A 12,031-nucleotide genomic window follows, 5' to 3' on the forward strand; every position below is an offset into this window, starting at 1 on the left:
TTGTGCTTCGCTCCTCGCAATGACGACTCAGTATCCACGCAACAATGCCACGTGGGAATGACATAGAGCATTAGGCGTAAACTAATGATATTTTATTGCCAGCGTGACGTATTGCTTTGCCGGCGAGTTCTAATTCTAATATTACCGTATATATAATAGGAAGCGGTAATTCCGTTTCTTTTTGTAAATATTCAAAATCTATAGGTACTGCCGATAATAATTCCAATATAGTAGTACGCTCCTTTTGTGACGGTTCTTTAACATATCTAGTATTTACTGTTCCTAGCTCAACAAAATCCTTAAATAATCCATCATCTTTTTTCATAAATTCTTCATATTGCGGTAAATTAGCTACAATATCGTCCACTGATTCCACTAAATATGCTCCCTCTCTAATCAATTTATTTGTACCTTGACATCTTGGATCTAAAGGAAAGCCGGGAACGGCAAATATTTCCCTATTTTGTTCAAGTGCAAATTTTGCAGTTATTAATGAACCGGATTTTAAGCTTGCTTCTACTATCACTACTCCTAAGGCTAGCCCCGATATTATCCTATTACGCTGTGGAAAATGTTTTCCAAGCGGGGTAGAGCCGATAGGTAACTCAGCTAATATTAAACCTTCTTCTGCTAAATTTTCAAATAGTTTTTTATTTTCCGGTGGATATATATGATCAATACCGCCTGCAATAACTCCGATAGTTTGAGAAATTGCAGCTTGATGTACGCTGCTATCTATCCCCCTTGCTAATCCTGAAATAGTTATATACCCTTCTTTTACTAAATCATTTGCAATTTTATGAGCAAAGCTTCTTCCGTTTGCAGAAGCGTTTCTTGCACCTACTATTGCAACGCATTTATTATGATTTAATAACTCTATATTACCTTTATAGCTTAATATTGGAGGTGGATCATAAATTTCAAGTAATAATTTTGAATATTCCGGAGATTTATATGTGATAATCTTAGCATTGTCTTTTTCAAGAAGCTCTAACTCTTTTTCAGCATCGCTTTTACTGAAAATTTTAATTGGTTTTGACTTTCCGCCTCGCAATGAAAAATCCGGAGCGTTATCTATGGCAGTTGCTGCATCACCGAATAATTTAATTAAACTAAAGAAAGTTTTAGGACCGATATTTTCACTCCTAATAAGACGTAAAATATTAATTGTTTCAATATCATAAGATATTTTAGGAGCAGAAAATAATTCTTTTAGCATTATTTAGGGTTATTTGATATGGGTTTTGGTTTAATTGTTAACGTCATTGCGAGGAAAATTACGAAGTAATTGACGAAGCAATCTCAGGAGTATTATTTACATGAGATTGCCACGCAGCCTATGGCTGCTCGCAATGACGATTAGGTCGACGCCAATTTTTCAAATTAAACGAGTACTACAGCTTCTCGGCATGTGAGCTTAAATAATGTGCTATACCTTCATGTGACGGGGTAATTGCTTCCTCACCTTTATGCCAGCCGGCAGGACAAACTTCGCCATGTTTTTGATGATGAGTTAAAGCATCGATTACTTTTAATGTATAATTAATATCACGACCGATAGGTAAGTCGTTAACTAGCATATGACGTACTATGAAATCCTTATCAATTAAAAAAGTTCCACGCAAAGCAACACCGTCTTCATTAAGTACGTTATATTTTGAAGAAATATCCTTTTTTATATCGGAAACCATTGGAAATTGTACTTGTCCAAGCCCGCCTTTATTATGCGGAGTATTTTTCCAAGCTAAATGGCTAAAATGAGAATCAACGCTAACAGCTACTACTTTAGTACGTCTTTCGGTAAATTCACCAAGCTTATTGTGAAATGCTATAATTTCCGATGGACAAACAAAAGTAAAATCTAGGGGATAAAAAAATAACACTATATTATCCCCTGCAGCATAATCGCTAAGTTTAAACTTTTCGTCTATATTATTATTAGGCATAATAGCTTTAGCTGTAAAATCCGGAGCAGTTTTGCCGACAAATACTGACATATTCATAACCTTTTATTAATTAATAATTTGATATGATATATAAAACTAATTATTATTACAATAATAAATCTTTATAAATTGCTACTTATCTATTTTCTTTTCTGAAGAAGCTTTTAGTTGGTTAAATATAGTTAACGCTCCGGTTACAAAACTACTAGGTTCTGAAAGGTTTGCGGGTAAAATTACGGTGTTGGTATCTTTAGCCAAATTACCGAATGCACTAATATACTGCTCAGCTATTTTAAGAGCTACTGCATCGCTTCCTCCTGTTTTTTGTACGGCAGCTGCGACAATCTCAATACTATTTGCCGTAGCGGTAGCGACTAAGCCTATTGCTTCAGCTTCACCTTTTGCTCTGTTAACTTGATCTGTATAAGAAGCTTCTGAATTCAGTACGATTTGTGCTTTTTCACCTTCTGCATGGTTAATTTTTGCTTGTCTATTACCTTCCGACTCTAGAATTTGAGCTCTTTTTTGACGCTCTGCAGCTACCTGCAATTCCATAGCTTTAAGTATAGTTTGCGGAGGTTGAATATCTTTAATTTCATAACGCATACATTGTATGCCCCAATTTATAGCAGCCTGATTAATAGCTGCTACAATTGCTACGTTTAAAGTTTCGCGCTCTTCAAAAGTTCTATCTAAAGGGAGTTTACCGATTTCCGAACGCATAGTAGTTTGAGCAAGCTGCGTTATAGCATAGTAAGGATTATTAACACCGTAAGATGCTGCCATCGGATCAATGATTTTAACATATAAAACACCGTCGATAGATAATGTTACGTTATCGTTTGAAATAGCTGTTTGAGCGGTAACGTCTATAGCTTCTTCTTTTAAAGTATGTTTGTATGCTACTCTCTGAATGACAGGGATTAGTAAATTTAAACCAGGTTGTAGTACTTTGTCAAACTTCCCCAATTTCTCTACTACCCATGCTTGTTGTTGAGGTACAACTTTAACCATTTGTATTATAACTAAAATCGCTATAATGCTGAAAATTAATAATGCATATTCCATAATTCAATACCTTTTTTTATTTCCACTCTATATTATTTTTAATTATAAAAAAAGGATTTAAATTAAACGGTACTTAATTATATATTTTTTTATCTATGAAATAAGTTTTAATTAATTTGAGTAAGGGAAGAATATTTGAATATTCTTCAAGTTGTTCATTTATATTTTTTATCTCATTTAAAGCACTATTAAAATCTTTCTGTAACAAATAAGTTTCAGCGGCTTTATTTTGTTCTAGTGTTTTAAGTAAAATACTTTGTAAAATCTATAATAATAGTCGTCTAGTTTAGGTATATCAGACATAATAATAAATCATATAATTATTGAGATTTTAATTTATATATAAATTTTTTAATAATTCAATAATTTTTAACTAGATTTACATATACTTAAGTCTTTATCTATCATGTCGGAATCTATATTTAAACAGTCAAGGATTGAATGAAATACATAATCATGGCTAATTTCGGTATTAGCATAATTTTTAATTGAGTCTACCGATTCAGGATATTTTTCTCTAAAATCATCTGATACCCAAACTATAAGTGGCACTGTTATTTGTTCTGTAAGTAGTGGACCACCGTGACCGTAATAACCATTTTCTCCTAACGATTCGCCATGATCGGATACATATAGTAAAAAGGCATTTTTATCTTTAAGCAAATCTATTAAATTAGATAAAAAAAAATCGGTGTATAAAATTGAATTATCATAACTGTTAACTAACTCAAGCTTATCGCAATCACTCGCATCTCCTTTAACTTTAATAGGGCAGGTAGGAGTGAAATGTTCAAATTCTTTAGGATACCTTGCGTTATAGTTCCAGTGACTTCCTGAGGTATGAACTACTAAAAATTGTTTCTCTGAATTTGTTATTATTTCTTTTATAAAAGGTAACATTTTTTCATCATGAGCATTTAGAGAGAATAGAGCAGAGCCGCCCGGTACTATAGTAAAATTAATGTCATTATATATATTACTGAGGTCAAAATTTAGCAAAACTCCTCATTAAAGTTTGGGTACCAATCCAAGTAGTATGAAAGCCAAGATTTGTTAAAATTGATAAAAAGCTGCTTTCTTGTCTAGCATTTTCAATTTGACTTGCGGGGTAACGTGAAAGTAAAGACGGTACGGAAATATAGGTAAGATTGGAAGAAGATTTGGCTTTGAAAGAAGTGAGATTTGGGATGGTTTTTAAGTAAGGGTTGTATCTCTTTCATAACCGTTAATACCGAAATGATCAAATCTTGCCGATTCTCCTATAACTAAAACCCCAATAATATCTTTATCTGACTTATCTATAAAATTATACTGCTTGCTAATATCTGCATAATTTTTATCACCGAAATTTCCAGCAAAATTAAGATAGCTATTATGTAAATACTGAATGGGAAAATAATTTTTTAGTATCTTAAATGAAGGAGTAATAATATTATATACAAAAATAAGTAAGCAAGCGGCAGATAATAATTTTGTTACGAATGATTTAGAATTTTCGGCGGCAAAAGATTTGAGAGTATAAAAACAGCTAAAAAGGCAAAAAATTATCCATATTATTAATTTAATGCTGACTAATTCATAAACTTCGTTTAAATCCGTTGAGAAAAAACTACCTATTACTTGTTTAGTAGGATTGATTTTGAAGAAATAAATGTAATAGCTAGCAATAAGCGGATGTTATAAATAAAAACCCTACGCCGATTTTTAACACTAATTTATGTACGCTAAGACCAAAAAATGCTATAAAAGAAAATATATAAATATAACAAAAATCTTTTGATAATTCTAATATCCCTCTAAAAATCGTTGCTTTATAATAATCAAATTTATAAATCATTATTGCGGTATTAAATAACAAACAATAAATAAAGGCTAAAATCGCTGATAATTTAATTAATTTCGTATCTAAATGTTTTTGAATAGTTTTTAGCATATATAATAATTAATAAAGTAATTTTTATAACTACCATGATCATAAAAAATCTTCAAGAATTTTATCCGCTTTTTAATACCAAATGCTCCACTTATTGCTATTGATTACGGAAGCAAAAAATTAGGAATCGCATTATCTAATCAAGAACGTAATATTGCTATGCCCTTAAACACTATAATTGAGATAAATAAAAAAATCGTTATTACTTCCTTACTTAATATTATAGAAAAATATAAAGTTTGCGGTGTTGTAGTAGGTCTACCGATTGATATGAATGGAGCAGTAACGGAGCAAACAAATATAGTAATAAAATTTGCAGAAGAATTAACAAAATCTATAAACTTGCCTATATATTTACAAGATGAAAGACTAACTACAAAAGCTGCGAATAATTTCCTTAAATCATTCGGTGTTAAAAGAAAAAGACCGTAATAACAATGATGATGCAGTAGCTGCTAGTATGATTCTTGAAACCGTGCTTGATTCGATTAAGAGGTTTTAGATTTAAAATCAAAAAATTATTAATTAATCAATTTATTAAATTGATTAATTTCATCAAAAAGAATAAAATATAAAAAAGTTCAAAAAATTAATTTAATTGTTTTTTATGATAGTACAAAAAAGTTATATTGATAATAACGGTAGACTTGCTATTCCTATAAAAGTAAGACAGAAATTAAAACTTAAAATAGGAGACGAGGTAACAATTAAGTATAACGATTCGGAATTAATAATATCGAGTTTTCATTCAAATATAGAAAAAGCAAGAAACATATTGGATAAGTATAAAGATGTTGATTTATATAAAGAATTAAAGCTTATGAGAAAAGAAGATGCTGCAAAAGAATAAAGTATCGGTAAAATCTAAGCAGGCTATATTAGATACTTCTGCAGTTATTGCACTTTTAAAGAGAATCAGGTTATAAACTATTAGAAGATATTATAGCAAGTAGTAGTATATCAAGTGTTAATTTAAGTGAATTTGTTAGTGTACTTACAAGAGCAAATATTCCTGCACATGAAATAGATGAAATAATAACTGATATTATACCGGAAATTATTCCATTTTCTGAAGATATTGCAATTCTAGCAGGAAAATTAATTAGTTATACTAAAGAATATGGCTTATCGCTTGGCGATAGAGCCTGTATTGCTACCGGTATATATTATGATATAACTATATATACTAGTGATAAAATATGGGCAGGACTCAAAATAAAAAACGCTAATATTAAATTAATTCGTTGATAATTATATAATTTCTAGCTTTTCAAAAACCTTATTGTAAAGATATATTATTTATGATAGAAGCTATGCAAAATAAATAAAATATATCATGAAAATATTAATTCTGGGTGTTACCGGTATGCTGGGTAACAGTATGTTTAGATTTTTAAGTCAGGATAGTAAGTTTGACGTTTATGCGACAGCTCGAAATAATTCCGCTCGTTCTTATTTTTCTAAAGATTTATCCGATAAATTAATTACAAATGTAGATGTTGAGAATCATGATTCGTTAGTTGAAGTATTTAATAAAGCAAAACCCGAAATCGTCATAAATTGTATAGGGCTTGTAAAACAACTAGCGGATGCAAACGACCCGTTAAAAGCATTGCCAATAAATAGTTTGTTACCGCATAGGCTAGCTAATTTATGTAAATTAGCTAATTCAAGGTTAATCCATATTAGTACGGATTGCGTGTTTTCAGGAAAAAAAGGTAATTATAAGGAAAGCGATTTTCCGGATTGCTATGATCTTTACGGTCGTTCTAAGTTTCTTGGCGAAGTAGATTATCCTCATGCTATCACACTCCGTACTTCAATTATAGGTCATGAGCTGGCAGGCAATAGAAGCTTAATCAACTGGTTTTTAAGTTCAAAAGAATCGGTAAAAGGTTTTGAAAAAGCTATTTATTCAGGATTTCCGACAGTAGAACTTGCAAGAATAATAAGGGATTTTGTATTACCGAATAAAGAACTGCATGGGCTTTATCATGTTGCATCAAAACCGATTAATAAGCTAGAATTGTTAAAATTAGTAGCGGAAATATATGATAAAAAAATCGATATTATTCCGTCAGATGAGCTTGTGATAGATCGCTCACTAGATTCTACTCGTTTTAACGAGGTAACGGGGTATACTCCGCCTGATTGGCGTGAGCTTGTAAAGCGTATGTGTGAATTTGGGTAAATCGTCATTGCGAGCAGTCGTAGACTGCGTGAATACCGAGTCGTCATTGCGAGAAGAATTACGTAGTAATTCGACGAAGCAATCTCAGGATGTTTTACGAGATTGCCACGTCGCTTCGCTCCTCGCAATGACGATTATGCAACAATTTTTCCTCGCAATGACGGATAAATAATAACAAAAATAGGTACTAAATAAATAATGTTTGTAGATAAAACTTTAATGATTACAGGAGGCACCGGTTCGTTTGGTAATGCGGTGCTTTCTCATTTTCTTAAATCCGATATTATCAATGATATTAAAGAAATTAGAATTTTTAGTAGAGATGAAAAAAAGCAAGAGGATATGCGTATTGCTTTAAATAACTCAAAACTTAAATTCTATATCGGGGATGTACGTAATTATAAAAGTATTGATGAGGCGATGCACGGCGTTGATTATGTATTTCATGCCGCCGCTTTAAAGCAAGTTCCGACTTGTGAGTTTTATCCTATGGAAGCAATCAATACTAATGTCTTAGGTGCTGAAAATGTTTTAAGTGCTGCTATTAATAACAAAGTTACAAAAGTTATTGTACTGAGTACCGATAAGGCTGTATATCCAATTAATGCAATGGGATTATCTAAAGCATTAATGGAAAAGTTAGCAATAGCAAAAGCACGTATGCGTTCTCCAGGTGAGACTGTGCTTTGCGTCACTAGATACGGCAACGTTATGGCATCTCGTGGTTCGGTAATTCCTCTTTTTATCAATCAAATAAAACAAGGTAAGGAATTAACCATTACAGAACCGTCAATGACACGTTTTTTAATGTCGCTTGTAGATTCCGTAGATTTAGTTTTATATGCGTTTGAGCATGGGCGTCAAGGAGATATTTTCGTACAAAAATCTCCGGCAAGTACAATTGAAGTACTTGCAAAAGCGTTACAAGATATATTCGATAGCAAAAATGAAATACGTTTTATCGGTACACGTCACGGCGAAAAACATTACGAATCGCTAGTATCATCTGAAGAAATGGCAAAAGCTGATGATTTAAGGGATTATTATCGTATTCCTATGGACGGGCGTGATCTTAATTATGCAAAATATTTTGTTGAAGGTGAAAAGAAAGTAGCTCTTTTAGAGGATTACACTTCCCATAATACAAAACGTTTAAATTTAGAAGAAGTAAAAGAGTTATTATTGACGCTTGATTACGTACAAGAGGAGCTAAAAAATGCTTAAAGTAATGACGATTGTCGGTACTCGTCCTGAACTTATTAAACTATGCTGCGTGATTTCCGAGTTTGATAAATATACTAATCACCTCCTAGTTCATACCGGTCAAAATTATGCCTATGAGTTAAATCAGGTTTTTTTTGATGATATGGGAATTAGAAAACCTGATTATTTCTTAGAAGTAGCGGCAGATAATACGGCAAAATCTATCGGGCTTATTATCGAAAAAGTAGACGAGGTACTTGAGAAAGAAAAACCCGACGCCGTTTTATTTTACGGCGATACTAATTCATGTCTATCGGCGATTGCCGCTAAACGCCGTAAAATCCCGATTTTTCATATGGAAGCAGGAAATCGTTGTTTTGATCAGCGTGTACCTGAAGAAATAAACCGTAAAATAATCGATCATATCAGTGACGTTAACATTACGTTAACCGAACATGCTAGACGTTATTTAATTGCTGAAGGTTTACCGCCTGAGCTTATCTTTAAATCAGGCTCGCATATGCCTGAAGTTCTTGACCGTTTTATGCCTAAAATATTAAACTCGGATATTTTAGATAAATTATCGTTAAAAGCAAAGGAGTATTTCTTAATTAGCTCACATCGTGAAGAAAATGTCGACGTCAAAAATAATCTGAAAGAGTTATTAAGTAGTTTACAAACGCTTATTAAAGAGTATAATTTCCCCGTAATTTTCTCAACACATCCAAGGACTAAAAAAAGGCTTGAGGATTTAGAAGGGTTTAAAGATTTAGGAGATAAAATAAGGTTTTTGCCCGCTTTTGGTTTTACGGATTACATCAAGCTTCAAATGAATGCGTTTTGTATTTTGTCCGACAGCGGTACTATTACTGAAGAAGCATCAATACTTAATTTACCTGCTTTAAATATTCGAGAAGCACATGAACGTCCTGAAGGTATGGATGCCGGAACGCTTATTATGTCGGGCTTTAAAGCTGAGCGGGTACTACAATCGGTGAAAGCTATTACGGAAGAACACGAGAATAATAAACGCTTGCAAGATATCGTGCCGGATTATGCCGAAGCGGGTCTTGTATCAAAGAAAATATTGCGTATAGTTTTAAGTTATGTGGATTATGTTAATCGTACGGTTTGGTTTAAATGACAGAAAAAGATAAAATAGTTGAAGAATGGTATTCGGCAGATATATTTCATACTAAAATAAAAGAATTTATAAATCCTGTTTCTAGTATTATGGATATTGGATGCGGGATTCATCCGCAACAATATATAGTTCCTGATTTACTTATTTGTGTAGAACCATATCAAGAATATGCTGAAATATTAAAAAAGAATTTATCAGGAACTAATTCAATAATAATTCCTTTAGACGCAAAAGCTACTCTTACTACATTTTCCGATAAATCTATTGACTCAATATTTTTAATTGATGTTATAGAGCATATGCCTAAAGAAATCGGAAAAGAAGTATTAATTGAATGCGAACGGGTAGCTCGCAAACAAATTATAATATTTACCCCTTTGGGTTTTATGCCGCAAGAAGTACATGATACTGACGGCTGGAATTTACATGGAGGAGAATGGCAAGAGCATAAATCCGGATGGCATCCTGAAGATTTTTCCGGATGGAGTATTATAGGATGTAAAGAATTACATACTCATAATGCTAAGAGTGAGCTTCTTACTACTCCTTATGGAGGGTTTTATGCAATAAAAAATATAGTATATACCGAAAATTATTTTAATGACGTATATGGAGAAAAGGTTTTATTTGATGCTACAAATCATTTAGAAAATTTAAAAGCTATATTTCCTGATTTTAAAGAAAAAGTTATAAACAATGAAATTGTAAAAAATAGTTTAAAATGCGGTTTATGGATGTGTCAACGCACAACAGAACTATTAATTGAGAAAGGAGCGACAACCTCTTTAAAAGAAATTCTAGAAATAGTAGAGAGAGAAAAAATAAATTTTGCTATTAATACAGCTCAAGAATATTTATCTAAGATAAATAAATTTGCTTCACAATTTAAAGATATCAATAAGTTATACGAGCAAATAAATAATTTACAAGAATTATTAAAATCTACTACAGACCAACTAACAGAGCAGTTAATCATTAATACTGAAGAATTAGAAATACTTAAGGAACAGTTAGAAGCCAAGGAACAAGAACTAAAAATCAGTAATGAAAACCGCTCTATTTTTATAAAGATTTACGCTAAAATAATAAGAATACTAAATAAGTTGAAAGCGATATGAGTGGGATAATATTATTATTTACAATTTTTTTAGGATATAGCTTCTTTTTTAGAAAACTATTTAAAATAGAATTTTCTCATGCATTAGTATTTTCAACTTCTGGAATTTTATCAATATATTTTATAGCTTCTATATTTTATATATTGGATCCGGTGATTTATGCCTCTTTTGTCTTAGGAGTAGGATTCTTTCTTTATTGTATTTTTGATTCTTTTAGACAAAGTAAAGATATTAGAAATATAGGAGAATTATTTGGAGTTGACGTAATCATATTTATTTTAGGTATGATTGCTTATTATATATTCGTAAAAGACTATCCTAGTTATTATTTTGGGGATGAATATTCTCATTGGGGGCTTACTTTAAAAGAAACAAATATTTATCATGGTTTTAGGCTACCTAACGATCCTACATCAGTTATAAATAAGTTTAACGGTTATGTAAAACTCGCTAGTATTTTTCAATATAGTATAAATAAAATTATTGGTTTTAAAGAAAGTTTAAATGTATTTGCTAATGGCTTTCTTTATTTTATTTTTTGTTCAGTAGCATTAGTAGAAAAAAGATTGCTTTTAGGTATATTTTTATACTTAATGCTAATCTTATTTTCTATGTATGATATAATAGTAAGTATTAATTCGTTACATGTTGATGCAACTGTAGGATGTATATTTGGTGCGACTATAGCTATTTATCTTCAATCTAAAAAATATAATAACATATTATTAAGTTTAGTTCTAATATCGCCTTTATTATTTATTTTACCGAATATTAAAGAGGTAGGATATTGGTTATCATATATAGCAATTTTTATAATTACCGTTGACTTGATTTTCAATAAAAAATATTCCAATTTATGGGTAATAATAATTTTATTATTATTACCTATTTTGAGTAAATGGTGTAATTATGTCAATAGCTTATGTATAGAAACTGTATGTGATTTTGAGTGTTCTTCTTTTAAACAAGTGCCGTTTGCTTCTATTTATAATCTTTTATTAATTAATTCTGAGCAAGTAGCTATTGTAAAATTAATAATAAGTTATATGGTTAATTATGCTTCTTTTCCAGAGGTATGCTATATTTATGGTATAACGGCTATAGCAATAAGTTTTATTAAGAATTCATTTGATAATTCTAACTTAAATTTTAGAAGTTTAATTTGGTTTTATATTATTGCCATAATTTTAAGTGTAATGTCTTTAAAAAATATTGTACATAAATTAAAGGATGTCTCTATACTTAGTAACGTAGCCTCTGACCCAATAGAGCGTCAAAATAAAATAAAAGCTTTAATTAAATGGAATAAAAGATGGTTCAGAATTTAAGGAGAATAATTTTAAACTATTAGATTGTTATATTTATAATTATCTAGAAGCTCCAAATACTGATAATAACATATTATTAAAATGCTTAGAAGATAGACAA

At 31.0% G+C, this 12,031-nt stretch carries 9 protein-coding genes and 4 pseudogenes; 8 read left to right on the top strand and 5 right to left on the bottom strand.

The window, feature by feature from the left end; genetic code table 11:
* Positions 1-70: 70 nt before the first annotated feature.
* The 5 genes and pseudogenes from dprA to ACNFN7_RS07065 all read right to left on the bottom strand — a co-directional run bounded on the left by dprA (position 71) and on the right by ACNFN7_RS07065 (position 4,947).
* The gene (gene dprA, locus ACNFN7_RS07045; RefSeq protein ID WP_485441398.1) at positions 71-1,219 is read right to left on the bottom strand and encodes a DNA-processing protein DprA; all 1,149 of its coding nucleotides are present in this window, start codon (positions 1,217-1,219) and stop codon (positions 71-73) included.
* A gap of 175 nt (positions 1,220-1,394) precedes the next feature.
* On the bottom strand, positions 1,395-1,997 hold the full coding sequence (locus ACNFN7_RS07050) for a peroxiredoxin (RefSeq protein ID WP_040257484.1): 603 nt from the start codon (positions 1,995-1,997) through the stop codon (positions 1,395-1,397).
* 81 nt (positions 1,998-2,078) lie between these two features.
* Positions 2,079-3,014, bottom strand: coding sequence for an SPFH domain-containing protein (locus ACNFN7_RS07055; protein WP_010423399.1), 936 nt, complete (start codon positions 3,012-3,014; stop codon positions 2,079-2,081).
* A 73-nt stretch (positions 3,015-3,087) separates the two neighbouring features.
* A pseudogene (locus ACNFN7_RS07060) lies at positions 3,088-3,317 on the bottom strand (hypothetical protein).
* A gap of 66 nt (positions 3,318-3,383) precedes the next feature.
* Positions 3,384-4,947, bottom strand: a pseudogene (locus ACNFN7_RS07065) (phosphoethanolamine transferase).
* A gap of 35 nt (positions 4,948-4,982) precedes the next feature.
* Between ACNFN7_RS07065 and ruvX the strand changes: the two are divergent.
* From ruvX to ACNFN7_RS07105, 8 genes and pseudogenes are all read left to right on the top strand, one after another.
* Positions 4,983-5,449 (top strand): annotated as a pseudogene (gene ruvX / locus ACNFN7_RS07070) (Holliday junction resolvase RuvX).
* Positions 5,450-5,554: 105 nt separating this feature from the next.
* Entirely contained in the window at positions 5,555-5,797 is a 243-nt protein-coding gene (locus ACNFN7_RS07075) for an AbrB/MazE/SpoVT family DNA-binding domain-containing protein (RefSeq protein ID WP_410527219.1), read from the top strand.
* Between the two features lie 86 nt (positions 5,798-5,883).
* Positions 5,884-6,195, top strand: a pseudogene (locus tag ACNFN7_RS07080) (PIN domain-containing protein); the annotation flags it as partial.
* An 88-nt stretch (positions 6,196-6,283) separates the two neighbouring features.
* Positions 6,284-7,138, top strand: coding sequence for a dTDP-4-dehydrorhamnose reductase family protein (locus ACNFN7_RS07085; protein WP_485441399.1), 855 nt, complete (start codon positions 6,284-6,286; stop codon positions 7,136-7,138).
* Between the two features lie 198 nt (positions 7,139-7,336).
* Complete coding sequence (capD, locus tag ACNFN7_RS07090; RefSeq protein WP_485441400.1) at positions 7,337-8,362, top strand: UDP-glucose 4-epimerase; 1,026 nt, start codon at positions 7,337-7,339, stop codon at positions 8,360-8,362.
* Complete coding sequence (gene wecB, locus ACNFN7_RS07095; protein WP_485441401.1) at positions 8,355-9,485, top strand: non-hydrolyzing UDP-N-acetylglucosamine 2-epimerase; 1,131 nt, start codon at positions 8,355-8,357, stop codon at positions 9,483-9,485. Before capD ends, wecB begins: the two co-directional genes overlap by 8 nt.
* Entirely contained in the window at positions 9,482-10,603 is a 1,122-nt protein-coding gene (locus ACNFN7_RS07100) for a methyltransferase domain-containing protein (protein WP_485441402.1), read from the top strand. Before wecB ends, ACNFN7_RS07100 begins: the two co-directional genes overlap by 4 nt.
* Entirely contained in the window at positions 10,600-11,931 is a 1,332-nt protein-coding gene (locus ACNFN7_RS07105) for a hypothetical protein (protein WP_485441403.1), read from the top strand. Before ACNFN7_RS07100 ends, ACNFN7_RS07105 begins: the two co-directional genes overlap by 4 nt.
* Positions 11,932-12,031: the final 100 nt, after the last annotated feature.

Source organism: Rickettsia sp. MAE-05, assembly GCF_057319745.1.

Excerpts from the sequence above, each read along its gene's own strand:
- ACNFN7_RS07100 (WP_485441402.1), top strand. The coding sequence starts at position 9,482 with ATGACAGAAAAAGATAAAATAGTTGAAGAATGGTATTCGGCAGATATA.
- ACNFN7_RS07075 (WP_410527219.1), top strand. The coding sequence starts at position 5,555 with ATGATAGTACAAAAAAGTTATATTGATAATAACGGTAGACTTGCTATT.
- dprA (WP_485441398.1), bottom strand. The coding sequence starts at position 1,219 with ATGCTAAAAGAATTATTTTCTGCTCCTAAAATATCTTATGATATTGAA.
- ACNFN7_RS07085 (WP_485441399.1), top strand. The coding sequence starts at position 6,284 with ATGAAAATATTAATTCTGGGTGTTACCGGTATGCTGGGTAACAGTATG.
- wecB (WP_485441401.1), top strand. The coding sequence starts at position 8,355 with ATGCTTAAAGTAATGACGATTGTCGGTACTCGTCCTGAACTTATTAAA.
- capD (WP_485441400.1), top strand. The coding sequence starts at position 7,337 with ATGTTTGTAGATAAAACTTTAATGATTACAGGAGGCACCGGTTCGTTT.
- ACNFN7_RS07050 (WP_040257484.1), bottom strand. The coding sequence starts at position 1,997 with ATGTCAGTATTTGTCGGCAAAACTGCTCCGGATTTTACAGCTAAAGCT.
- ACNFN7_RS07105 (WP_485441403.1), top strand. The coding sequence starts at position 10,600 with ATGAGTGGGATAATATTATTATTTACAATTTTTTTAGGATATAGCTTC.
- ACNFN7_RS07055 (WP_010423399.1), bottom strand. The coding sequence starts at position 3,014 with ATGGAATATGCATTATTAATTTTCAGCATTATAGCGATTTTAGTTATA.